This is a genomic window from Streptomyces sp. NPDC102514, assembly GCF_055584525.1.
Window position 1 is genome coordinate 68,547 of record NZ_JBVJLW010000004.1, and the last position, 23,040, is coordinate 91,586.

24 protein-coding genes, 1 tRNA gene and 1 other RNA gene are annotated in these 23,040 nt (G+C 69.2%); 7 read left to right on the forward strand and 19 right to left on the reverse strand.

Annotated elements, in window-relative coordinates; all coding sequences use genetic code 11:
• Window positions 1–40: 40 nt before the first annotated feature.
• Both ACZ60E_RS11650 and ffs read right to left on the reverse strand, forming a co-directional pair.
• Complete coding sequence (locus tag ACZ60E_RS11650) at window positions 41–2,476, reverse strand: DNA polymerase III subunit gamma and tau (RefSeq protein ID WP_469439722.1); 2,436 nt, start codon at window positions 2,474–2,476, stop codon at window positions 41–43.
• Window positions 2,477–2,604: 128 nt separating this feature from the next.
• Window positions 2,605–2,703, reverse strand: an RNA gene (gene ffs / locus ACZ60E_RS11655) — signal recognition particle sRNA small type.
• Window positions 2,704–2,774: 71 nt separating this feature from the next.
• On the opposite strand from ffs, the gene ACZ60E_RS11660 reads away from it, so the two are divergent.
• Window positions 2,775–2,862: transfer RNA gene (locus ACZ60E_RS11660), tRNA-Ser, on the forward strand.
• 79 nt (window positions 2,863–2,941) lie between these two features.
• On the opposite strand, the gene ACZ60E_RS11665 is transcribed toward ACZ60E_RS11660, so the two are convergent.
• The 14 genes from ACZ60E_RS11665 to ACZ60E_RS11730 form a co-directional block, all read right to left on the reverse strand.
• On the reverse strand, window positions 2,942–4,201 hold the full coding sequence (locus ACZ60E_RS11665) for a tyrosine-type recombinase/integrase (protein ID WP_469439724.1): 1,260 nt from the start codon (window positions 4,199–4,201) through the stop codon (window positions 2,942–2,944).
• A gap of 8 nt (window positions 4,202–4,209) precedes the next feature.
• Complete coding sequence (locus ACZ60E_RS11670) at window positions 4,210–4,476, reverse strand: helix-turn-helix domain-containing protein (RefSeq protein ID WP_469439726.1); 267 nt, start codon at window positions 4,474–4,476, stop codon at window positions 4,210–4,212.
• A 179-nt stretch (window positions 4,477–4,655) separates the two neighbouring features.
• Entirely contained in the window at window positions 4,656–5,921 is a 1,266-nt protein-coding gene (locus ACZ60E_RS11675) for a DUF3631 domain-containing protein (RefSeq protein WP_469439728.1), read from the reverse strand.
• Window positions 5,918–6,271: a hypothetical protein gene (locus tag ACZ60E_RS11680; RefSeq protein ID WP_469439729.1), complete on the reverse strand. Its 354-nt coding sequence runs from the start codon at window positions 6,269–6,271 to the stop codon at window positions 5,918–5,920. Before ACZ60E_RS11680 ends, ACZ60E_RS11675 begins: the two co-directional genes overlap by 4 nt.
• Window positions 6,268–7,182 carry a bifunctional DNA primase/polymerase gene (locus ACZ60E_RS11685; RefSeq protein ID WP_469439731.1) on the reverse strand — a complete coding sequence of 305 codons (915 nt, stop codon included), beginning with the start codon at window positions 7,180–7,182 and terminating at the stop codon, window positions 6,268–6,270. Before ACZ60E_RS11685 ends, ACZ60E_RS11680 begins: the two co-directional genes overlap by 4 nt.
• Window positions 7,183–7,271: 89 nt before the next feature.
• A complete protein-coding gene (locus ACZ60E_RS11690; protein WP_469439733.1) occupies window positions 7,272–7,583 on the reverse strand; it encodes a hypothetical protein in 312 nt (103 codons plus the stop codon).
• Window positions 7,584–7,758: 175 nt separating this feature from the next.
• Window positions 7,759–9,816: a plasmid transfer protein TraB gene (gene traB / locus ACZ60E_RS11695; RefSeq protein ID WP_469439734.1), complete on the reverse strand. Its 2,058-nt coding sequence runs from the start codon at window positions 9,814–9,816 to the stop codon at window positions 7,759–7,761.
• A 14-nt stretch (window positions 9,817–9,830) separates the two neighbouring features.
• Window positions 9,831–10,379, reverse strand: a complete 549-nt coding sequence (gene traA, locus ACZ60E_RS11700) for a plasmid transfer protein TraA (protein WP_469439736.1) — start codon at window positions 10,377–10,379, stop codon at window positions 9,831–9,833.
• A gap of 18 nt (window positions 10,380–10,397) precedes the next feature.
• A complete protein-coding gene (locus ACZ60E_RS11705) occupies window positions 10,398–10,901 on the reverse strand; it encodes a hypothetical protein (protein ID WP_469439737.1) in 504 nt (167 codons plus the stop codon).
• A 30-nt stretch (window positions 10,902–10,931) separates the two neighbouring features.
• Window positions 10,932–11,315: an RRQRL motif-containing zinc-binding protein gene (locus ACZ60E_RS11710; RefSeq protein ID WP_469439738.1), complete on the reverse strand. Its 384-nt coding sequence runs from the start codon at window positions 11,313–11,315 to the stop codon at window positions 10,932–10,934.
• 17 nt (window positions 11,316–11,332) lie between these two features.
• Window positions 11,333–12,223 carry a DUF2637 domain-containing protein gene (locus tag ACZ60E_RS11715; RefSeq protein ID WP_469439740.1) on the reverse strand — a complete coding sequence of 297 codons (891 nt, stop codon included), beginning with the start codon at window positions 12,221–12,223 and terminating at the stop codon, window positions 11,333–11,335.
• Window positions 12,220–12,549 (reverse strand): hypothetical protein, encoded by a 330-nt coding sequence (locus tag ACZ60E_RS11720; protein ID WP_469439743.1) that lies wholly within the window; start codon window positions 12,547–12,549, stop codon window positions 12,220–12,222. The genes ACZ60E_RS11715 and ACZ60E_RS11720 overlap by 4 nt, the downstream gene beginning before the upstream one ends.
• Window positions 12,546–12,713: a hypothetical protein gene (locus ACZ60E_RS11725; RefSeq protein ID WP_469439746.1), complete on the reverse strand. Its 168-nt coding sequence runs from the start codon at window positions 12,711–12,713 to the stop codon at window positions 12,546–12,548. The genes ACZ60E_RS11720 and ACZ60E_RS11725 overlap by 4 nt, the downstream gene beginning before the upstream one ends.
• The gene (locus ACZ60E_RS11730; protein WP_469439748.1) at window positions 12,710–13,012 is read right to left on the reverse strand and encodes a hypothetical protein; all 303 of its coding nucleotides are present in this window, start codon (window positions 13,010–13,012) and stop codon (window positions 12,710–12,712) included. Before ACZ60E_RS11730 ends, ACZ60E_RS11725 begins: the two co-directional genes overlap by 4 nt.
• Before the next feature lie 751 nt (window positions 13,013–13,763).
• Between ACZ60E_RS11730 and ACZ60E_RS11735 the strand changes: the two genes are divergently transcribed.
• From ACZ60E_RS11735 to ACZ60E_RS11750, 4 genes are all read left to right on the forward strand, one after another.
• Window positions 13,764–14,534, forward strand: a complete 771-nt coding sequence (locus ACZ60E_RS11735) for a GntR family transcriptional regulator (RefSeq protein WP_469439749.1) — start codon at window positions 13,764–13,766, stop codon at window positions 14,532–14,534.
• Window positions 14,515–15,096 (forward strand): GNAT family N-acetyltransferase, encoded by a 582-nt coding sequence (locus ACZ60E_RS11740; RefSeq protein WP_469439751.1) that lies wholly within the window; start codon window positions 14,515–14,517, stop codon window positions 15,094–15,096. The genes ACZ60E_RS11735 and ACZ60E_RS11740 overlap by 20 nt, the downstream gene beginning before the upstream one ends.
• Window positions 15,097–15,271: 175 nt before the next feature.
• Window positions 15,272–15,769 (forward strand): YDG/SRA domain-containing protein, encoded by a 498-nt coding sequence (locus tag ACZ60E_RS11745; RefSeq protein WP_469439754.1) that lies wholly within the window; start codon window positions 15,272–15,274, stop codon window positions 15,767–15,769.
• 210 nt (window positions 15,770–15,979) lie between these two features.
• A complete protein-coding gene (locus tag ACZ60E_RS11750; protein WP_469439756.1) occupies window positions 15,980–17,347 on the forward strand; it encodes an ATP-binding protein in 1,368 nt (455 codons plus the stop codon).
• A gap of 506 nt (window positions 17,348–17,853) precedes the next feature.
• Here ACZ60E_RS11750 and ACZ60E_RS11755 read toward each other — a convergent pair.
• Window positions 17,854–18,273: a PaaI family thioesterase gene (locus ACZ60E_RS11755; protein WP_469439758.1), complete on the reverse strand. Its 420-nt coding sequence runs from the start codon at window positions 18,271–18,273 to the stop codon at window positions 17,854–17,856.
• An 86-nt stretch (window positions 18,274–18,359) separates the two neighbouring features.
• Here ACZ60E_RS11755 and ACZ60E_RS11760 point away from each other — a divergent pair, with 86 nt between their 5' ends.
• On the forward strand, window positions 18,360–18,812 hold the full coding sequence (locus ACZ60E_RS11760) for a MarR family winged helix-turn-helix transcriptional regulator (RefSeq protein ID WP_469439761.1): 453 nt from the start codon (window positions 18,360–18,362) through the stop codon (window positions 18,810–18,812).
• A 39-nt stretch (window positions 18,813–18,851) separates the two neighbouring features.
• On the opposite strand, the gene ACZ60E_RS11765 is transcribed toward ACZ60E_RS11760, so the two are convergent.
• Entirely contained in the window at window positions 18,852–19,757 is a 906-nt protein-coding gene (locus tag ACZ60E_RS11765) for an AraC family transcriptional regulator (protein WP_469439763.1), read from the reverse strand.
• Window positions 19,758–19,935: 178 nt separating this feature from the next.
• Between ACZ60E_RS11765 and ACZ60E_RS11770 the strand changes: the two genes are divergently transcribed.
• Window positions 19,936–20,925, forward strand: a complete 990-nt coding sequence (locus tag ACZ60E_RS11770; protein ID WP_469440441.1) for an aldo/keto reductase — start codon at window positions 19,936–19,938, stop codon at window positions 20,923–20,925.
• A 94-nt stretch (window positions 20,926–21,019) separates the two neighbouring features.
• On the opposite strand, the gene ACZ60E_RS11775 is transcribed toward ACZ60E_RS11770, so the two are convergent.
• A complete protein-coding gene (locus tag ACZ60E_RS11775) occupies window positions 21,020–22,999 on the reverse strand; it encodes a copper resistance CopC/CopD family protein (protein WP_469439766.1) in 1,980 nt (659 codons plus the stop codon).
• Window positions 23,000–23,040: the final 41 nt, after the last annotated feature.

The following is a 23,040-nucleotide window of genomic DNA, read 5'->3' on the forward strand; positions in this document are numbered from 1 at the left end:
GGGTCGCTCGGTGGGTCTGCCTGGATGGACCGTTGGTCGGTCAGTCGTTCGTGAACTCTTCCAGGACCGTCGCTCCCAGTTCTCGGACGATCAGTTCGTGGCCTGAGAGGGCCGACTCGTCGAGGTCGGGATCGTCGTCCTCCGGGGTGTCGTCCTCCGGCGAGATGGGAGGCGGCTCCTGGGCGGCGGGGCGGGGCGGGGGCTGGTGCGCCGAAGCGGACGAGGGCGCGGAGCCGGAGGCGGGCGCCGGGCGGTTCTGGGACGACGGGGAGGACGGTCCGGGCGCCGGAGCCTGGGCCGCGGGCTGCTGCGGGGCGGGGCGGGGCGCGCCCGTGCCCTGAGCGGCGCCGCCACCCGACGGGTAGCCCCCGCCGCCACCGGTGTTGCCGCCGTAGCCACCGCCGCCGAAGCCGCCACCGGGTGCGGGCGGGGGCGCCGAGCCTCCGGAGGGGTCGATGACCGCCTCGATCCTCCAGGTCACGTTGAACAACTCGGACAGCGCCTGCCGCAGCACCTCCTCGCTGCCGCTGCTGGCGAAGTTGTCCCGCGCTCCGACGTTGACGAAGCCGATCTGGAGGGTGGTGCCGTCGAAGCCGGTCACCTGGGCGTTCTGGCTGAGCAGGATCCAGGTGAAGCGGCGCCGGTTCTTCACCGCATCCAGGATGTTCGGCCAGAGCGTGCGGGGGTCGGGCCCGCCGCTCGGAGGAGCGGCGAACGCGGCCGGGCCCGCGGAGCCCTGCGAAGGAGCGGCGGAGGCAGGGGCTTGGGAGGGCGCGGCGGACGCTCCGGACGGAGGCTGCCCCCCGCCCGAGGCGGACGCGGTCGGCCAGCCACCCGGCCGCCTCCCGCTGCCCACGGCTGTCGCGGTGGGCCAGGCACCGGCAGCCGGCCCGGACGGCTGCTCCGCGGCGGGGGCGGAGGCGGCAGGCGCGGCCGGACTAGGGCTGGGACTGGGACTGGGAGCAGGCTCGGCGGGAGCGGGCGGAGGCGTGTACGCGACGGCGGGCGCGGCCGGGACCTGGGCAGGCCCGCCCCCCACATCACCACCGGGACCGGGACCGAGACCGGGACCGGGAACTCCGGGCCCCTGCCCGACTCCTCCCCCGCCCACTCCGCCTCCCCGCACGGCGGCGCGGGCGGCGGCGGGACCACCGCCCGGCACCCCCGGGTGTCCCGGCTGTCCCGGCTGTCCCGGCTGCCCAGGCTGTCCCGCAGGGGCTCCCGGGTGGGCGTCGGGCCCGGGCACGTAACCGACGGCGGGCCCACCGACCCCGCCCCCGAGTCCGGCCCCTGCTCCCACCCCTCCCCCGCTGAAGTTCACACCGCGCTCGATCCGGTCGAGCCGGGCCATGACGGACCGCTCGTCGCCGTAGGCCGTGGGCAGCAGCACGCGCGCGCAGATCAGCTCGAGCTGGAGGCGGGGCGAGGTGGCCCCCCGCATCTCCGTCAGCCCGGCGTTGACGAGGTCGGCGGCACGGCTCAGCTCGGCGGCGCCGAAGACCCCGGCCTGGGCCGTCATCCGCTCCACGACGTCCACGGGGGCATCGATGAGCCCCTTCTCACCGGCGTCGGGCACGGCCGCCAGGATCACGAGGTCCCGCAGCCGCTCCAGCAGGTCGGCGACGAACCTCCGGGGGTCGTTGCCGCCCTCGATGACCCGGTCGACGACCTCGAAGGCCGCGGCGCCGTCGCCCGCGGCGAAGGCCTCGACCACGGAGTCGAGCAGCGAGCCGTCCGTGTACCCGAGGAGGGAGGTCGCCATGGCGTACGTCACACCGTCGTCTCGGGCTCCCGCGAGGAGCTGGTCCATGACGGACATGGAGTCACGCACGGATCCGGCGCCGGCCCGCACGACGAGCGGCAGCACGCCGTCCTCGACGGGCATGCCCTCGCGCCCGCAGACCTCGCCGAGGTAATTCCGCAGGGTGCCGGGGGGAACGAGCCGGAAGGGATAGTGATGCGTACGCGACCGGATCGTCCCGATGACCTTCTCGGGCTCGGTGGTGGCGAAGATGAACTTGAGGTGCTCCGGCGGCTCCTCGACGACCTTCAGCAGGGCGTTGAAGCCGGCCGGCGTGACCATGTGGGCCTCGTCGATGATGTAGATCTTGTACCGGCTGCTCGCGGGCCCGAAGAAGGCCTTCTCGCGCAGGTCACGGGCGTCGTCCACACCACCGTGGGAGGCCGCGTCGATCTCGATGACGTCGATGGAACCTGGCCCGTTCCGCGCGAGGTCCTGGCAGGACTGGCACTCACCGCACGGTGTGGGCGTGGGCCCCTGCTCGCAGTTCAGACACCGAGCGAGGATGCGCGCGCTGGTCGTCTTCCCGCAGCCGCGCGGCCCGCTGAACAGGTACGCGTGATTGACCCGGTTGTTCCGCAGCGCCTGCTGCAACGGGTCGGTGACATGCTCCTGCCCGATGACCTCGGCGAACGACTCCGGGCGATAACGGCGGTACAGCGCGAGGGACGACACACATACGAGGTTATAGGCGCCCACTGACAACGGGGAACGCCCGTCGACTCCCGCCCGCCCGGCCCCACCGGCACCGGCCCGAAACCCCCGGCCCGACCCGCCCGGATCGATCCCGAGTCCCGCCCGCAAACGCAAGCGCCCCCCACGCACCCGCCAGAGCCAACCTACCCTTGCTGCCTTCCGGCCCTGGGGGAGTTCAGTCAGATAGCGCCACGTGAGGGGCTGCGCACACAGTACCCGATCCGAGCGGGGGGAACGAGTTCGCGAGCACGGCTCAACGTCTTGTATTGTTTGCCGCGGAGGATTCGCCTAGTGGCCTAGGGCGCACGCTTGGAAAGCGTGTTGGGGGCAACCCCTCACGAGTTCGAATCTCGTATCCTCCGCCAGTGCCTCACCGGGCACGATGTCGAAGGGCCCCACCGTTCGCGGTGGGGCCCTTCGACGGTTGCAGTCTCATCTACAGTCTCAACGCGCCCCTACGGAGCCGTCCGGACCGTCTTCGTCGGCAGCCTTGGCCACCTCCCAGATGAGTCCGCCGACCCGCTGCGCCACGTCGGCCAGGATTCCTCCCGTCACGTGTTGGTAGCGGGCCGCCATCGCTGTGGACGACCACCCCATGATCTGCATCACGACTCGTTCCGGGACACCGAGGATGAGCAGGACCGTGGCGGCGGTGTGCCGCGCGTCGTGCAGACGGCCGTCTCGTACCTTGGCGTCAGTGAGGAGCTGCTTCCACGCGTCGTAGTCCGTGCTGGGGACCAGAGGCTCCCCCGCGGGCGACGTGAAGACGAAACCAGTCTCGCGCCACTCGTTCGCGACCAGCAGCCGCTCCCGGTCCTGCTCCTTGCGGTGCAGTTCCAGCAGCCGGACCAGTTCGGCAGGCACCCCGATGACTCGGCGGCCGGCTCGTGACTTGGTGTTGGCCGTGTCCTCGTTCTTCCGGACCCGCTGCTTGCAGTACCCGGGCTTTCGGCCGCACTCTCCCCCGCACCCGTGCAGGTACTTCGGCCGCAGCCTGTTCTTCCTCACACGGAGGACGCCGTTCGGAAGGTCGATGTCAGACCAGCGCAGTCCGAGAGCCTCCCCCTGTCGTAGCCCAAGAGCAAGGGCGATGGACCAGCGGGCACTGTTGCGGAGCTTGGCCGCTTCGGAGAGGAGTCGCTGCACTTCCTCGATGTCGTACGGCTCGACTTCCTCCTCTTCGATTCTCGGAGGTACTGCGAGGGTGGCCACGTTCCGGGTGATGTGGCCGCGGCGAAGCGCGTGGTTGAGCGCGGTACGCATCGTCCGGTGCGCCTGATGAGCGGTGGCGGCCTTGCTCCCGCTGCGCTGCATCTTCGTGTAGAGGCGTTCCAGGTGCTCGGGCTCCAACTTGTCGAGTCGGTGAGCACCTACGCCAGGGACCAGATGCACCCTGACTGCTACCTCGTACCCGGCGTAGGTGTTCTCTCGCACGGACGGTTTGGCGATCTCTTCCACCCAGTGCAGGAGCCACGCCTTGACCGTCCACGCTCGGCCCGGCTTGCGAACCTTGCCCTCATCGCGCTGTTTCTCCAGCGCGCGAACCTTCTTGATGACCTCCCCTTCGCTGACCTTGCTCATGACGTGGCGCCGGTCGGGCTTCCCGTCATCGCGGACGCCGACCGTGACGCGGCCGTGCCAGTAGCCGTCCTTGCCGAAGTAGATGGACGATGCGCCATCAGGGCGCTTGGCGCGCTTGGCCATGGAACTCCTTACGCGACTGCGTTCGTGGACTGCGACTGCATGCGCTGAGCGAGGTAGTCACTGAGCGCCTGGACGGGAACTCGTCGGGACCGGCCGATCGGCACGGTCTGCACGGCGCCATCTCGGATGAGGGCGTACATCGTGGTGCGGCCGATACTCAGACGGCGGGCGGCTTCTTCCACCCTCACCGCGAGGAGAGTGGGGTCGAAGTTGTCTTCAGGGAGTTCGACTTCGGTACGGACTACGGCGAGCTTGTGCGTCTGGTCGCCTGCCACGGGTCTCGACTCCTTCGAGGCGGAAGAGAGAGCCTCCCGGGCCCTCTTCTGGGGAATCCGCAACATCCGCCACGCCGCAACATTGCTGGTCAGCGGCTTGAATCTGCGGCGGATGCCGTTTCTGTTGCGGATAGATGCCGCCACGCGAGGCACGTGGCGGCATCGGGTGTTGTGGCTGGTCAGCCGGCGATGCGGAGCTGTCGTGTGTCGGTTTCCGCGGACACGTGGCGGCTTTCAGCGGGGGTATCCGCCACGGATTCACCCCCGTTGACCTGCGGTGTTGCGGACGTTGCGGATGTTGCGGACTTCTGGGGGTCCGGAGGGCAGTAGCGGGCCCAAGCGTCGGAGAGGTCTTCCGCGTAGTAGCCCTTGGGGGTGCCGCTGCCCACCCGGATGCCGCGGGGCTTGATGGGGGTGTTGTCGGGGCGTACGTACTGGCTCAGGAGCTTGGAGAGGCCGCGCGCGGTGAGGGGCTTGACGCTCTGTCCGTCCTCGCTCATGTCGGCCCAGGGGGCGTCATCGAGGGAGAGCAGTACTTCGAGGATCGCGGCGGTCGGCATGCGGTCGGAGCCGCAATACACCTTGTCGCGCAGGTCCGTCAGCAGCCGCACCCCCAGGGATGCCTCACCGCCCTGCGCAGCGGCTTTGAGGAGCGCGATGCAGGCGGCGCGGGCCCGCTCGGGCCAGTGCCCGCCGGCCGCGTCCGCCACGGCCAGCAGGGGCTCCCACACATCGGCGGGCCGGTCGGAGACGCCCTCGGGCATCTCCGGCCACGCGTCCGCGATCTGGTCCTCAATGGTGGCGGTCCACTCCGCGAGCCGGTCCCGCAGGACATGGCCCTGCTTCTCGTGGACGCGCCGCCGGTAGGGCTCGCACTTCTCGTTGGGTGCCTTCTTGCGCATGCGGATGATGACCGACCTGGTCAGGATCGTGTCCGGGAGCGAGCCGAGTCCGGCCATGGCGACCGCGCAGAACGAGTTGAACCAACCCGCTTTCTGGTCGGACCCCTCCCCGACGCAGCGCAGCGACTTGGCGCCGCGCCGGTAGCCAGAGTTGAGGAACCCGCGGACCTCTTCGTTCCCGCCGGCCTTGGGCCCGAACACGGTGTCGATCTCGTCGAAGAGCAGGGTGGGGGTTCCCTCGTCGGCGGCCACGAGCCGGAACAGCGCGTTGGCGGACGCGTTGACGGTGGTCGCCGCGCGGGGGGTGAGGGTCTCAATGATCTCCAGTGCCCGTGACTTCCCCGATCCCGGTTCGGGGCTCAGGAAGGCGATGCGGGCCGTGCCGTCGAGCGCGTCGATCAGGTGGGCGTGCGCGTCCCACAGCGCGACCGCGACGTAGGCGTGCTCGGTGGGGAAGACGTTGAACCGGCGGTGGAAAGCTTCCACCTCGTCAAGCAACGTGGCGGCATCGATGGTGGCCGGGGCGGAGGTCTGGTCGGTCATGCTGCGGCCTTCCCTTCCTGGATGGTGCGGAGCGGGCAGTGGTCGCGGTGGGCTTCGTGGTCGGTGATCAGGGTGAGCACGCGGGCTTTGCCGACCGCGCTGCGGTCACGGCCGCACTCGCACTTCGACGTGGCGGTCGGCACTGCACCGCGCGGGGCGCAGATGGTCAGCCACGCGATGGGGTACCGGCCGTCTTCGGTCTGCGGGTCAGGGCGAAGAGCAGTGCGGACGCCCTGGCGGGCGGCGCCTTTCGGCTCGCCCACGACCGGCCCGAGTGCGGCCGTTTCGGCGGGGTGCGGGCCGCTCGCCACCGGTTGGCCTTCCAAGGGAGGGCGGGGAGGGGTGTTCATGCGGTCTCCCGAGGCCGGACCTTGCGCAGGGAACTGTCCAGAGCACTGCGGATCGTGCTCCGGCACTCCGCAGCGGTGAGTCCCCGCGCCTCTCCAGCCGCTTGGAAGGCGTTCTCTGCTACGTGCCGGGGGAGGTCGCCCCACGCGACGAACCGCCCCACCTTGAACGCGCACCGGTTCAGCGTGATGTTGCCCTGCTTCTCCGGCGCCGCGGCCACGGTCGCGCATTCAGCTTCCAGTGCGGCCAGCGCCGCGCGGCTGCCGTCGACCGCAGGCAGCCGCAACGGCACCGCGGGGCGGGCGGGGGCGGGTTGCAGCATTTCCAGCAGCCATCCCGGCAGGGGCACCGGGGCGGTGTCGTTGACGGTCTCGTACGAGCCGCCCGGGGTGATGCTGCCCGCGGCCACGACGTATCCGCCCCATGCTCGGGTGTCGACCAGGGGTGCGAGGGTGCCCGCGGTGTTGCCCAGCCGGACGCCGACCGGGGCGGTGAAGTACAGGTGTTGTCCGCCGCTCGCGGTCCGGACGCGGTAGGTGGTGGGGACGGGGTGGCCGGTGCGCTCGCAGAGCGCCTTAAAGGTCGTCGCGCCGTCAGGCGTGTCCGCACTGCTGCTGTCGTTGTCCTGGTTCTTGGGCACGTCCAGGTCGACGACGACCAACCCGGAGGGGCCGGTGGCGAGGCCGATGTTGGCGGGGCTGGTCTCCCAGCACAGGGTGATGCGGTGCGGGTCGACGGTCGCGCGTTCCTGCCACTTCAGGTGACCACGGGCGCAGTCGCCGGTGGTGCGGCACCGGTCCGCTCCGTGCAGAGCGGGCCGCTTCGTGCCGGGACGCAGCGGGAAGACGTGCCACCCACGTTGTGCAGCGTCCAGCGCTGCGGACAGCAGCGCGGTACGGGGGTCATGGGTCATGCTGGAGGTCTCCAGTTCCTTTGATGGATGCTGGCTGGCAAGGGCGGCCCCGCTTCTTTGGCGAGACGTGGGGGCCGCCCTTGGCGTAGCTAGAGGTGTTTGCCGCGTGCGAGCCGGAAGGTGATTCCTCCGACGCCGATGGGTCCGGCGGCTCCGGCGATGACGGTCGCGGTGTGGGCGGCGGCATCGAGTAGCGCGCACAGCGCGACGACCAGCCCCCAGCCCCCGAGCGCGGCGGCGCCGGCGATGGCGAGTGGGATCAGGACCCTGCGCCACGGGACGCCGGTCGGGTCGGGGGTGTGGACGACGATGACGACCGGTGCCCCGGTGGCTTCGGCACGGCGGTAGGCGTCGGCGGGGATGTGCGGGGCGATGATCCCCGGTGGGTCGTGGTAGGTCATCGGAGCCTTCCTCGGGTGAGCCGCGTGCCCCGTGTGTGCAGGGGCGGCGGGTGGGTGTGCGGGGGTGTGCGGTGGGGGTGTGCGGGCCGGTGTGCGGCCCTCTTCACACGCCGCGTCACGTGGGGATTCGGGGTGTGCGGGTGTGCCGGGGTGTGCGGGTGTGCGGCCCTCGGTGTCAGACGACGGTGAGGGTGGGCACGAGCCGGTACACGCCTCCCTCGGCCGTCGGGGCGAGGCGCCCTTCCGTGGCGAGCCGCTTGAGTTCCTTGGAGACCCAGGAGCGGTCGCGGCCGAGTTTTTCGAGGTACGGCTTCACGTCCCTCACGGCGACGGTGCCGGGGCCGACCGAGGCGAGCATCGACACGAGGTCGTCCAGGAGTTCGCGGGCTTCCTCGGTGGACGGCTTGCCCTGCGGGATACCGGCGTTGACGCCGACCGGCGGAAGCTCCGCACTCGCGTCCGCATCGGCGTCCTCGGGGTCGACCAGCGCGGCGACCGTGCGGGCCGACTCCTGCACCTCCGCGAACGACACCGGCGCCGGCTCGGGCTGCTCGGTGGTGGCCGGTGTGCCGGCCAGGGTCCGGCGGTTGGTGAACCGCTCGCCCGCGACGCGGGCCGCGGCTGCCCCGGTGACGGGATCAATCTCGGCACGGATACCGGCGAACGTCTCCACGACCCAGCTCGCCATCCGCTCGTACTGGCCGGCGGGTCCGGTCCAGAACGTGCGGGCCGGGTTGGCGTACAGGTCCTCATCCACCCCCGCGGACACGAGGTAGACGTAGCCCTTGCGCTTGTTCGCCCACGCCGCCGGATTGGCCCCGGCGGACAGCACCTCGTCCGGCAGAGCGAACGTGGCGTCATCGCCCCGGACGCCGAAGCACATAGCGGCCGGGAGAGAAGCGCGGGTGTCGGTGGAGAGCTGGTATCCGGAGGCGCGCTGCATCGAGATGACGAGCGAGACGCCGGCGGAGCGGGCTTCCTGCGCGATGCCGGTGAACGTGTCGTCGCCCAGGTCCCGCAGGAGCTTGGCCGCTTCCTCCATCCACGCGACCAGGTACGGCATCCCCGGGCAGCCGCACGCGCCGGACGCCGCGCACGAGTGGGCCGGGTCGCTCTGCCGCTCAGCCGCGGCGGGCTCCCAGGAGCGGTATCCGTGGTCCCGCAGCCACGCGGTACGGGCCGGGATAACCGCCTGCACGGCGGCGACCATGGCGCCGGCGGACGGGGTGTCGAGCGCTGCCCAGTCGACTGCCGGGAGGAGCGGCTGGAAGTCCTGCCCTGCCTTGGCCGCATCCGCGAGCCACACCACGACGTCCTTGCGGCTGAACAGTTCCAGCAGGACGTCGAGGGCGCCCTCGGTCTTGCCGGAGCCGGTCATCCCCATGATGAGGATGTGGATCGCGTCCAGGAGCGGCAACACGAGGTCGGAGCCGTCGTCGTAGACGCCGACCCGCAGCGGCACGGCCACGCTCTGCCCGGGGGCGAACGGGCCGGGCCACACGGTCGGAGTCTTCAACTGGTCCTCCGGCACGATCACGAACGCGCCCTTGCGCGCCGACTCCGGGTCCTCCTGGTGACGGATGGCCGTGGTCGGCACGTCCAGCGCGGACGCAATCCGCGGAATGGCCTTGGCCGCGTCGTCGTGGGTGAGTTCACCGGCGGGCAGCTCGTACGGCACGGTGACCCGGTTCGGCTCGACCTTGACGTCCTTGAGCTTGGTCCTGGCGAGCCCGACCTTCTCCAGCAGGCTCTTGTCCGAGGACGACGACTCGTCAGCAGTCTCCCCGCCGGAGGAGCGCATGAGTTGGCGGATGTTCCACGACAGGGCGACGGTGGCGCCGCCCATCAGGTAGAGGTCGGGGAGCGGGCCGGTGAGCGGCCCCGCCAACGCGGCGGAGGTGAACCACGATGAGCCCGCCGCGACCGTGATCGCGGAGTGCAGCCGGCGTTGCGGGCCGGTCGCCTTCCCCGCCCACCACGCCGCCGCCGTCAGGGCGACGGAGGCGAGGGTGAGGCCGACGCCGGCCGGTGCCGAGTCGGCCCACATCTGGCTCGCCCCCGCACCGGCGACACCGACCGCGCCGGTGACGATCCACGGCGGGGTGTAGGGCTTGGCCCGGTGCGCGAGCCACGCCCCGAGACCGGTGCCGGTACCGGAGTTGAGCCGGTCCTCATGCTGTCGGACGTCGACGGGATAGCCCCGTCCGTCCTGGTCAGTCCACTTGCTTGCCATCACGCGACCGCCTTTCAGAACCGGAACGGGTTGACGGGTGGCGCCTGCTGGGGGCGGGGCCGCATGATGTCGGCGTACTCGCGGGTGAACGCCCCGTACGCGCCGACCGCGCCTTTGGCGGCGGCGGTGGCCCCGTCCGCGGCCCGCTTGAGCTTCCAGCCGACCTTCTTCGCCCGCATCTTGTGCTCGATCGGGTTGTCACCATGCTGGCGCTGCGCCTGAGCGAGGCGGGCTTCGAGGATTTTGGAGGCCATGGCCAGCTCGATGCCGACCTGGATCATCAGGGCGCGGGCGTGGTTGCAGTAGTTGCGTACGTCCTCGGTGGTGTTGAACTCCGGGTCACCCAGGACGAAGGCGGAGCCGCCGCCGTGGGGGCCGGGCACGCTGCCCTTGTTCTGGTTGACGGTGATGTTGACGGGCGGGACGAACGAGCCGCCCATCGCGCCGACGAACCCGCCCACGGCGGCGCCGGCGTTGGCGAACTTGTTGCCCTTGTTGGCCGCACCGTTCGCCCCGCCGGCGGAGCGGCCGTTGGCCGTACGGGCACGCGCGTTGTTTGCCATTGAGATCTCCTCAGCGGGTCAGTGGGTGCGACGGACGATGAGCCACACGGCCTGAGCCGCGATGCAGATGAGCAGCCATACGGTCTCCAGCGGGCCCGTCAGCGGACCGAGCACGGTCGCGATGGCCACCCAGCCGGCCGCGAGGAAGGCCAGCGAGGCGAGCCCGATCCGCCAGGCCAGCACGGCCCCGGTCTCGGGCCGGTTGCGCTGCACGATCGCCAGCCATCCGGCAGCCAGCACGGCGGCGGTGCCGATCAGGAAGCCGGACCACCCGGCGAGGATGTGGAGCAGCCCGGAGAGGGCGAAGGCCAGCACGGCGAAGCCGGTGGGGGCGAGCTGGCGGCGGAAGTGCCACAGCACGCTGCCGAGGGCCGACGCGGCTTCGCGGGTGAGGGAACGGCGTTCGGGCATCACGACGACGAACGGCTGAGCGTTGCGGCGCCCGCGCTGGCGCGGGATACGGACGGTGGTGGCCCCGGCGGGCACCTTCACGGCGCGGCGGAGTCGGGTACGGCTGGTCACAGCGAAACTCCCAGATGAGGTGAGGGATGTTCAGGCGGCGCGCTGTTCGTCGTCGGGGTAGGCGCAGGGCACGCACATGCCGAGCGAGGTGGGGATGACGTAGCCGGCATCCCGCCTGCACTGCGGGCACGTGCGGCGTGCGGTGTTCGCCTTGGCGAGTGCGGCCCGTTTCGCCGGCGTCATCGGCCGGACGGGCTTGGCGCAGTCGAGGCGGTAGAGGTAGGCGATTAGCGGGCCGCGCCGGTAGCGCGGGCGCAACACCTGCCCGGCGACCGGCTGACCACCGGGGCGCAGGCCGCGGGCCCGGAGCTGGCGGCGGGTGGCGTAACCGTCCGGGGCGCAGCGCCACGGGAAGGTAGGGATTCCGTGGCGGGCGCCGGACGGGTCGAAGCACTTCGCGTAGGAGTACGACATGAGCACCGTCCTCCCGCTCAGCCGGCGAGCGCGGTTGGGAGGTCTGCCAGGTGCGGCTCACGGGCCTTGACCCGTCCGCGTGCGGTGCGGGCCGTCGACTCCGACGTCCCCAGCCCTGCCGCGGCCATTGCTTGCGTCATGCGGGCCGTGCTCGGCTGCACGAAGTCGGTCCCGTACAGGGCGCGCACCAACTGATCGACCCGGTTCGGGTAGACCACCGGGGCGCACAGGTCGACGGCCGTCGACGCGGTGTCGACGGGGACCGGATCCGGGGTGACGGGCGTCGACGCGGCCTCCACAGCCACCGGTACGGCCACAGCCGCAGGCGCCGGATCCGGCACCGGAACCGAGGGTGCAGGCGGCGCGGCCGGTTCGCGGTCGATGCTGACGGTGACGGGCGTCGAGGGTGCGTCGACGCCCGTCGGAGGTGGGTTGACGCCCGTCGACGCGCGGCGGGCGAGGTAGGCGTGGACCTGCCGCATGAGCGCGCCGAATGCCAGCAGCGCGGCCACCGGAGGAACCGCGGCCACCACGTAGTTCAGGGCCCCGGCGCCCTCGCCGACACCGGCCACGTTCAGCGCGATGGAGGCGCCGTCGCCTGCGGTGACCAGGCCGATTGCCCACCAGTCGACCCGGTGAGCGAGCGAGGCCCGCAGGATCAACAGTTCACCGATCACGATGAACAGGTCCACCGTGGCCGGCCACGCCCACGACCGGGCGACCGCCTCTTGCATGCCGTGACGCGCGGCGACTTCCTGCAAGTGCTCGTAGGAAAGCCAGAACGCCACAGCCGTCAGGAGCACCGTCAGCACGGCCGCGAGCGCGGTGATCGCGTGATCCACCGCGGCGGGCGTCGACGCGGTTTCGACGGGCGTCAACGACGCGTCGACGCGGGCCGGAGCACTCATGCCGCACCCCCGACCAACGCCGGGGTGGCGACGTCGGCGTAAGCGATCAGGTGCACCGTGGCGCCCGCGTGGTCGACGCTCGCGCGCAGCACTCCCGTCCGGCCGTCGTTCTGCACGCGGTAGGTCACCGCGTCCGGGGCGATCCTCAGGGCGTCCCGCCACCTCTCGAAGCCGGAGAGGTCGTCGTAGAACACCAACTCCAGCCGCTCCGGGTAGATCGTCGACACGTGCACGGACGGAGCCGGCAAGTGCCCGAAGTCCACGGACAGCAGACGCAGCGCCCGCAGGGGAACGGCCACCTCATCCAGCGTCAGGGGCCCGCTCATACGGCAGCCCCCTCGGAGACGATCAGGAAGCTGTCCGTGTCCAGGTCCATGACGACCGTGGCGCTCTCGCCCTGCTCTCGCAGCGCCGCGGCCCGCTCCTCAGCCGGCCAACTGCCGCGCGGGTGACCGGCAGGGAAGCTGTCGATGATCTCGCGCTCACTCATGCGGCCACCGCCGTACGCACCGCGGAGCCGCGCGCCGTGCGGCGCGTCCGCGGCCGACGGGCCACGGCCCGCGCGTCCCTCAACGGGCTCGTACGCAGCAGCGTCTCCGCGTACGCCGCAGCCGACGGGTCCGACTCCCGCAGCTCCGCGAGAACCTCCCGCGCCACGTCCAGCCGCACCACCCGATCACCCTCGGACTCCATGACCGGGTCGGTGAACAACTCCGGGTCGATACCAAACGCCAGCTCCGCGAACTCCGTCGCGGTAACGGCTTCATGACCAGCAACGATGCACTTCATGGGTCGTCTCTCCTCAATCGACGGAACGGCCCGAAAAGCGGCCCCGGTGCTCGAACACCGGGGCCGCGCGCCGTTGTGGAACCAGGCAACTCCGGCTCCCCGCGCTCCCGTCCGTACGTCCTCACGCGGTGCGCGGGACGGACGGGCGGAAGAGGCAGCCGGCCGCGGCACGAGGTGCCGCGAGCCAGGAAGAAAGGGACCCTGATCGTTCTGGCGCCTGCCGCGGGTCCGAGCGGCGGCGCCTACAGATGTCGTCGGTTCACACCGACCTCCCGCACAGAGCAGGGACACGGCTTCACCGGTCCGCCGTTGCGCGGCGGACCGGTCCCGAGCCGGGGGAATCGGGTGCGTCATCGTCACTGCTCTGACGCCAGCAGGGCGGCGCGTACCGGGTGGCACCCGACGGGCTGACCTCCCGTGAGGGAGGGATGATCCCGAAGGCTGTTCTCCAGAGCCGACACGCGAAAAGAAGTTGGCCGCCGGCGACCTTGACCCGGTCGCCACGGGGACGGGGGCTCACACCCCGTCATCTAGGCACGCTGTTCAGTTCTCAAGTAAACGAGTGCTTCCTTCGTACTCACCCCCTCGGGCTTTCCTCCGGGCACAACCTGTACGGGTAGCCCGTACGTGACACCCCGTCTGACTTGTCTAGAGGAGCGCCGTGCCATGAGATTGCCCTCATCGGCTTGGAGAGTCAAGCCCCCTGGTCTAACTTGTACGGAGGAGTTGGAGTGAAGGAGATGGGATGCCCATGCGACGCGGGATGACCAAGTCCCAGGAGATTGCCTATGACCTGCGCGAACGGATCGTGTCCGGGGACCTGAAGGGGGGTGAGGCACTCCCGAGCGAGTCGAAGATGATGACCGAGTACGGCTACAGCCGCGAGACCATCCGTGCCGGCGTGCGCCTCTTGATTGAGGAGGGGCTCGTTGTCACCGGGCAAGGTCAAGGGAAGTACGTCCGCGAGGACTTCCCGCCCGTCGTGTGGAACTGGACGACTCTGGAGAGCCGGAGTCGCCACGCCACCGCAGTAGAGGGGCAAACCGCAGGTGACCAGTGGGCGAGCGCCGTGGCGGAGGGGGGGAAGGCTCCCCGCCAGGACATCACCGTGTCGATCGTGGAACCCCCGTCCCACGTTCGCGAACGGCTCGAACTTCCCGAAGACGGTTTGGCCGTCGCTCGGAAGCGCATTCGGTATGTCGACAGCAGGCCCTACGCGCTCGCCGACTCGTACTTTCCTCAGGAGCTAGTGGCGGGTACGCCATTGATGGAGCCTCGCGACGTCTCCGCGCCTGGGGGCATCCTGGCTTCCGTCGGGCTTGTGCAGGCCAAGTACACAGATGAGATCGCGGTTCGTATGCCGAATCGGCAGGAGGCTGAGCTGCTTGCCCTACCCGCAGCAACACCGGTCGCAGAGCACACGAGAACTGGCTATGACGCGGGTGGTCGCCCCCTCCGCTGCATGGTCACCATCCTTCCCGGAGACAGGCACAAGATCCTCTATGAAGTCAGCACGGACTGAATACCTTCGCCCCGCGGCTGCGGGGGATGTACCCGCCCTCATGGCGCTTCGTACAGAGGCGGAAGGGTGGTTGCGCACCAAAGGCACCGACCAGTGGAGCGACCCGGAGACGGGCGGGCGAGCGATCGCCAAATGGCACGCCAACATCGACGAAGGGCGTGCATGGGTCGTGGTCGGCGAGGATGAGCAGGTACTCGCGACCGTCAGCCGCGGTGTCGTCGACCGGGATTTTTGGACGGACGCTGACCAACCCGAAACCGCGCTCTACCTATACAAACTGATCGTTGCGCGGGACGCCTCGGGTAGGCACCTTGGCACGCGCGTCGTTGATTGGATGTCCCGCCTCGCAGCGTTGGAGGGGCGGACGTGGGTGCGCATCGACACGTGGCGCACGAACACGGGACTACACGCCTATTACGAACGGCTGGGCTTTAAGCACGTACGCACGGAAGCGCCATCTCACAGGCGCTCAGGGTGGCTCGCCCAACGGCCGGCGGGTGAACTCACGATGCCGCATGACCTTCTCGCCGTGTCCCCCGGCGCGAGCCGTCCCGGCGGCTAGACCCCGTCTGCCCTGGTGATCGATTGAAGCGAAGCACCGGAGCTTGTGGCCAACCTCCGGCCAGACGCGGGGTCTGGCTCGCAGGCAGGTCGACGAACTTCCTGGTCAAGGCCCGAGAGCAGAGTGAGGATTCGCCGGTCTTGAAAACCGCTGCGGAAGTGTCAGTGCCAGGCCCTTGCAGGCGGGCATCTGCGGGACGAAGAAGACCGGTGCCGAGTCCAGCGTCGTGTCCAGCGACTACAAGGACGATGAGGACTACGGAGACGTCATCGTCCACACCGGCCACGGTGGCCAAGACGGTGCCGGCAATCAGGTGTACAACCAGACCTTGGACGACTCCGGTAACGCAGCGCTCGTGACTTGCTACCTCGAAGAGTTGCCCGTCCGCGTCCTGCGCGGCTACCAGGCTGGCACCCCTTACGCCCCGGCAGCCGAGTACCGGTACGACCACGTCGGGCATGAGACGAGAACCAAGCCTGCGGCTTCAAGACATGCCTCCGACGGGGTGCTCAACCTCCGGGATGGGAGGGGCGCCGTTCGCGAGTGCCGGCCGGTTCGTGGTGAGCGTTGTGGGCTCCCATCCCGTCCGCTTTCGACCCAGGCAAAGCCGAGCAGTCGCGACCCAGGGCATCAAGGTCGTCGTACAGCGGCGCGCTCCACCTTGACGCCCTGAACAGCGACCGCTCCACGGTGTGTCTGTCGAAGGCGGACGGGATAGGAGCTAGGGCGAGTGGTGGATGGAGGCGGACGTTTCACCACACCGTCGATCTCTTTGGCCGCGCGCAACTTGCCGGCGCTGCTGTTGAACCCTGATAGGCCATGTTGGTTAGCCTTGTTCTGGCGTAAGGTTCGTAGCAAGTGAGGCTATTGGGTAGGGGGAGAGTTGTTCGAGACGGTTTCGATTTCAGCGGAAAAGGTCACTCAGCTTCTCGAACAGCAGGAGGACCACTTTCTCGATTTCAAGGATAAGCGCATAGCGCCCGCGAAGATCACCAGGGCCGCATCGGCTTTCTGTAATGCCGATGGCGGGGATCTCTACATTGGCGTAACCGAAAACTCCAACGGATTTTCATGGGACGGCTTCTCTGATCCGGAGGATGCCAATCAACTAATCGCAGCCCTTGAAGATGTGTCTCCTTTTGGCACGGATATTGATGGAGAATTTCTATTCTGTAACGGAATGGCCGGGTACGTCCTTCACGTAAATGCCAGAAAATCCCGATCGATTCGGAGGTCCTCCGACGGAAAGGTGTACAAGCGGCTTAGTGCACAAAATATCCCGGTGGTATCGGATGATGCGCTCCTCGCGCTCCGCCGCCAGAAGGGTATTGAATCATTTGAGTCTGAAACTATGGCCATTGATCCTGAAGTCGTCACGAACTCCGAGGCGATCATTGAGTATCTTTTGAGCGCGGTGCCGGTATCAGAACCGGAAACGTATTTGAGGAAACAGCATCTACTAGTTTCTGGGAAGCCGGTAGTCGCTGCGGCACTCTTGTTTGCTGATGAACCGCAAGCTTGTCTGCCGAAGCGCTGCGGTATCAAGATTTACCGGTATAGCAGCGAAGAGCAGGCGCGAGACCGTCTGGTTGAGGACCCAGTCACTATTGAAGGGTCCCTCTACCGTCAAATTTACGACGCCGTTGACAGGACCGTTAAAATGGTTGAATCCGCCGCTTATCTGGATGACGAGGGTCTCCGCAAAGTTCGCTACCCCCACGAGACACTACATGAAATCATCACGAACGCGGTGCTGCATCGAGACTATTCGGTGACGGATGACATTCACATCAGGATTTTCGAGAACAGGATCGAAATCCAAAGCCCTGGCCGCCTCCCCGGACACATTACAGTCAAAAATATTTTGGATGAGCGCCTAAGCAGAAACCCGTACCTCGTACGCCACCTAAATCGCTTCCCCAACCCTCCCAATAAAGACGTCGGAGAGGGGCTAAACACGGCCTTTGATTCAATGAAGAAGCTGAACCTTCGATCGCCTGTGATCAAAGAGACAGATAATTCCGTACTGGTAGCAATTCGTCACGAAAGCCTCGCCTCTCCGGCTCAGCAGGTTGTTGACTTCCTTAAGCTCAATGGCTCCATCAAGAACGAGCAGGCGCGTAAGTTGACAGGAATCGACAGTGAAAGCAAGATGAAAAAAATCTTCGAGAATTTGATTAGAGCAGGTGAAATTGAGCATAAGCCGGGGACCGCTGGTCGTGGATACGCATATCAACTGGTAGTTAAATAGGGGGTCGGAATCTAACACCGGATTTTATATCGATTCCAAGGTATTTTCCTAGCGGCCGGCCCTGTACCGCAGCGCAGTACCGCAACCCCTGCGGAGCCGAGCCGCGGCCGGTATGGCCCGTAACTGACCGATCCGGCTAGAGCTACGGACTATAGGGTCGTCGCGCGGCAACCAACGCCACCGCAGACCATGGTTCGGCCCCGCTGGTACTCCAGTCTCAACGGCAGTCTCATCCATGGAAGTTCGGACTCGTTCAAACCACTGCCAGTAAAGAGGGATACGCGGGATCTGAACGAGCGCGAACCAGCAGGAACGGGTACCAGCAGAGTTGGAAAGCGTGTTGGGGGCAACCCCTCACGAGTTCGAATCTCGTATCCTCCGCCAGTGCCTCACCGGGCACGATGTTGAAGGGCCCCACCGTTCGCGGTGGGGCCCTTCTTCGTTGTTCTTGGTGTTTTCGGGCCTCGTTGTTCTGTTTTCGCAGTGGGCCCGGGTGTTCGGCAGGTTCAGGCAGGCCGTATCGCGATCGTTCCCTGTGCCACCGCGCACAGCGTCTGTGTTCCCTCCGCGTCCACCGTCGACAGGTCGCAGCGGGAGACGACTCGGGTGCGGCCGGCTCGTACGACGTGGGCGTGGGCCCTCAGGAGTGTGCCGTCGGCCGGGCGCAGGTAGTCGATCGTGAAGCCCGAGGTGAGTACGTGCGCTCCGGCGGCGCTGCCCGCGGCGAAGGTCAGCGCGTTGTCGGCCGCGTAGCCGAGTACGCCGCCGTGCACGAAGCCGTTCTGCTGGCGCAGGTCGTCGCGGATGTCCAGTTCCAGCACCGCCTCGCCCTTGCCGAAGGCCACCAGGCGGGCGCCCAGCAGGGTGCTGAAAGGCTGCGCCGCCAGGGCCTCCTGGGCTGCGGCCAGGTCCAAAGAGTCCTTCACACCTACACCTGCCTCGTTTCGCCGACTCTCACTTCACTAGTGAAGTGAGAGTCCCGTACGGCCGTCCCGTCTGTCAACATCGGGCCATGTCCGAACCCGAAGGTGCATGCGAACCCGAGGCCGATCAGCGGTTGTTCTTTCTTCTGCAGCGGGCCGCTCACCGGCTGCGTACCGTCGCGGACCGGCGCTGTGTGGCCGCCGCCGGGGTCACCACCGCTCAGCTCGGTGCGTTGTTCGCCGTGCGGGACCGGCCGGGCGGGACCCAGCGGGAGCTCGCCCGCACCCTGGGGCTGCGCGAGTCCGCCGTCACCGCGCTCGTCGCGCGGCTCACCGCGGCCGGGTTCGTCGTCCGGCGGGCCCATCCGCGCGAGCACCGGGCCGTCACGCTGGAGCTCACCGACGAGGGCCGCGCCGCCCTGCGTGCCGCCCAGCCGGAGATCGACCGTTTCAACGGTGAGCTGCGTGAACTCCTCGGCGAACAGGGTTTCGCGCGGACCTCCGCCGCCCTGCACCTCCTCGCCCACTGGGATCCCCCGTGAGGAGGGGAGGGAGGGGAGGAAGGAGGGAGTGGGAACTGGTCATATCGTCCGGGCGCCCGCGCCCGCGTCCGCCAGTCGGTCGCGCAGGCGGGCCGTGTCCTGGCCCGGCGGGAGGCCGTACGTTCGCCGGTACTCACGGTTGAACTGGGTCGCGGACACGTAACCGACCTTCTCCGCGACCAGCGCCGCCGTGGTGTCACCCGCGAGGAGGAGCCGGCGGGCCTCCTGGAGGCGCAGGTGCTTCTGGAAGCGCAGAGGGCTCATCCCCGTCGCCGCCTTGAAGTTGCGGTGCAGGCTGGCGGTGCTCATGTGCGCCGTCGCCGCGATCTCGTCGATGGCGAGCGGCTCGGCGAACCGTGCGCAGATCCACCGGGCCGCCGTACGGACCCTGGCCGCGGACGAGTCGGCCAGGGTGTAGTGCCGCAGGGTCGGCCCGAGAGCGGTGCCGAGCAGCCGGTAGAGGATCTCCATCTCGAAACGGCCCGCCAGGGCGCGGATGTCCCCCGGGGTGTCGAGCAGCCGTACCCAGCGGGTGACCGCGTCGGTGATCTCGGGAGTCATCGGTGCCGTGACCGGGCCGGCCGGACCCGGGCCGGAAAGAGCGGGCTGGTCCGTGCCGTCCGGTTCCAGTTCCAGCAGGAGTTCGGCGAGCCGGGCGCCGTCCAGGCGCATGACCGCCGAGCGGTACGGCACCTCCTCGAACGTGGCCGTGACCGGCAGGACCAGCGAGTTGAGGAACACCTGCCCGCGGCCCGCCGTCCAGCTCCGCTCGCCCGCCACGCTGTTCTTGGAGCCCTGGACGACGAAGCAGATCATCGGCTCGTAGAGCAGGTCGAGCGGCGCCTCCGCCTCGTCGAGCGTCACCAGTCGCTGGCGTGGCACCGCGGTGTCGGCCCACATGTCACTGCCGTGCCGGGTGATGGCCGCGGCGAGTTCGTCCAGCATGTGCGCTCCCTGTCTGTGTGTGTCCGCAAGCCGGTGGCTCTGAGAGGATCAGGCAATCTTATGCGGCCGACGCCCCATGCCTCGCAGCGTGCGCGCTCCTAGCGTCGACGGCATGACACAGCAAGGCGACGAACAGCAGAACCAGCAGAACCAGGGCCCGCAGGACAAGAGCGGTGCGCTGTCCGTGCGTGCTCTCGGCGGGCAGGGGCTGACCGTCGGCGCGATCGGTCTCGGCACCATGGGCATGACCATGGCGTACGGCGCCGGCGACGAACCCGGCGGCATCGCGACCATCCGCCGGGCGTACGAACTCGGCGTCACCCTCTTCGACACCGCCGAGCTGTACGGCATGGGCACCGGGAGCAACGAGCAGCTGCTCGGCCGTGCCCTGCGCGGCATCCGCGACGACGTCGTGATCGCCACCAAGTTCGGCTTCGACATGGACGCGCCGCAGAACAGCGAGGGATACGCCCTCAACAGCCGCCCCGAGCACATCCGCGAGGTCACCGAGAACAGCCTCCGCCATCTCGGCACCGACCACATCGACGTGCTGTACCAGCACCGCGTCGACCCGGACGTACCCATCGAGGACGTGGCGGGCACGATCGGCAAACTGATCGCCGAAGGCAAGGTGCGCTACCTCGGGCTGAGCGAGGCCGGGCCCGACATCCTCCGGCGCGCCCACGCCGTCCACCCGGTGTCCGTGCTGCAGACCGAGTACTCCGTGTTCGAGCGGGCCGTGGAGGCCGACGTGCTGCCGGTCGTGCGCGAGCTCGGCATCGGATTCGTACCGTATTCGCCGCTCGGGCGGGGGTTCCTGACCGGCACCGTGAAGCCCGCCGCCGAGTATCCCGCCGACGACATGCGCAGCTGGGACGACCGCTGGCAGCCCGGCAACTACGAGCGGAACCTGACCGCCATCGGCGAACTGACCGCCCTCGCGGCGGCCAAGGGGATCTCCGTGACGCAGCTGGCCCTGGCCTGGCTGCTGGCCCAGGGCGACGACGTCGTCCCGATCCCGGGCACCCGCAGCCCGGAGCGCCTCGCCGAGAACGTGGCCGCCGCGGACGTGACGCTCACCCCGCAGGACCTGGCCCGCGTCCAGGAGATCCTGCCCAAGGGGGCCGCCGGGTCCCGGTACCCCGAGGCGATCATGCCGGCCTGGTAGCGACGCCCCGGATACCTCGGACACCCCGGACGGCCCGGACGCCCCGGCCTGCCCGGCAGCCGTATCCGCAGGTCAGCGCGGTCTCCTCCGCAGGTCAGCGGGCGATCTTCACCTGCCGTGTCTCCGACACCTGGTCGATGTCCGACGTACGAATGGTGACCTTCATCGTCCAGGTGCCGGCCAGGGGCAGGTTGAGGGAGCGGGTCCCCCAGTAGCCGCCCTGGTCGGTGAGCCGGGCGTCGATGGGGCCGATCTTCTGGGCCTTGAGGGTGAAGGAGAGCTTGATCTCGGGGACGGTGGCGATGCCTCCGTCGGGGCCGATGATGACCGCCTCGACCGTGTTCTCGCCGACGCGGCCCGGCTCCAGGACGATCTGGACCTTGCCGTGGCCGCCCGGGGTGCCGACGTCGAAGGGGATCAGGGTGGTGGACGCGGTCGGGCCGTTCCCGGCGGCGTTCGCGGTGGACTCGGCCGCCGCGGCCGTCTGCAGTTCGGCACGGCCGGGCTGGGTGCCGGTCAGTACCGTCGTGATCACCAGCACCGCCACCCCCACGACGACCTCGGCGAGAACCGAGCGGCGCAGGGCGCGGTGACCTGCACCGCCCTCCGCCCCGGACGTCGACGACGAGGATGAGGACGACGCAGACGAAGACGAAGGCGTCTGCGATGAGGGCGATGGCGAGGGGTCGTCGGCCACCGGACCCGATGTCGAGCCCGCCGTCGGATCGGACGCCGCGCCGGACGCGGCCCCGGACACGGCCCCGGAGACAGATACGGCCATCTCAGGCACCCGCGCCTTCGACGATGGTCGGGCCGCCTCCGTCAGCCGGGCCGTCCAGCGGCGCGAGAAGGCCGCCGCGGCCAGCAGCGCCACCACCGCGCAGACCTTCGCGACCAGGATCCGGCCGTACGAGGTGCCGAACACCGCGTCGAAGGAGCCGAGTCCGCGCCAGGACTGGTAGACGCCGGTCAGCACCAGGACCGTGACCGAGGCGAACGCCAGCCGTGAGAAGCGGTGCACGGACGCGGCCGGGAGCGGGACCTCCGAACGGTGCAGCGCGGTGAGCAGGGCGCCGAGACCGCCGAGCCAGACCGCCATCGCCAGCAGATGCAGCATGGTGGACGTCATCGCCAGGGGCACCTGGATGCCCGCGGACGCGTGCTCGGCGACGGCCCACGTGCCCGCGAGGGCCACCGCCAGGAACCCGCCGACCACGAGAACGGCCGGCGCCGGTGCTGATGCAAGTCCCGCGGACCCGGCCCCAGATCCAGACCCAGGCCCAGACCCGGACCGCCGCAGTGCCGCCTCCGTCCGTACGAGGAAGACCGCCACGCCCGCCAGCAGCACGAGCCGGGCGAGCAGTGCCCAGCCGGGCCTGCTCGTCAGGGTGTTCTCGATGAGGGCCGGGTCCAGGAGGGTCGACGGGCCGGTGCCGCGTTCGTACGGGCCTCGCAGGAGGACGAGGACGACCGTGGTGCCGAGGAGGGTCCACCAGCCGCCGCGCACGAGCCCGCGGAGCGGCTGAGTGCTCGGCGGGCGGCAGGCCAGGACGAAGACGGCCACGCCGATGAGCAGGGCGACGGCGGCGTACGCGGCATAGCGGGCGATGTCGTAGAGGGCTCCGGAGGCGGGGTTCACGGCCGGCTCGGCGGAGAGGGCGGCGGTCGTCGCGGAGGGCTCGCCGATGGAGAAGGTGAAGGCGCCGGAGATGGGGTGGCTGTCCGCCGAGACCACCCGCCACGCGACCGTGAACGTACCGTCGGGCAGGTTGTCGCGGAGCCGTACGCGGACCTGGTCGGAGCTGCCGCGGACGTGTTCCGTGTCGCCGGCGTTGACCCGGCGGTTCTCGGGGCTGAGGACGCGCAGCGAGTCGTCGGTGATGCCGACCGACTCGGTGAAGGTCATGGTGACCTCGCGCGGCGCGGTCTTCAGGACGGACCCCTCACGGGGGTCGGTGTTCCGCACGGCCGAGTGGGCGGACGCGGAGGTCGCGCCGCCCGGCAGGAGCAGGAACAGCGTGCCCAGCAGGGTGACGAGGGCCGCGGCCCGGTGTGTACGGCTCACTCGGACCACGTCGGCTCTCCCTGCTTGTCGTGCTCGTCGCGCGTACGGCC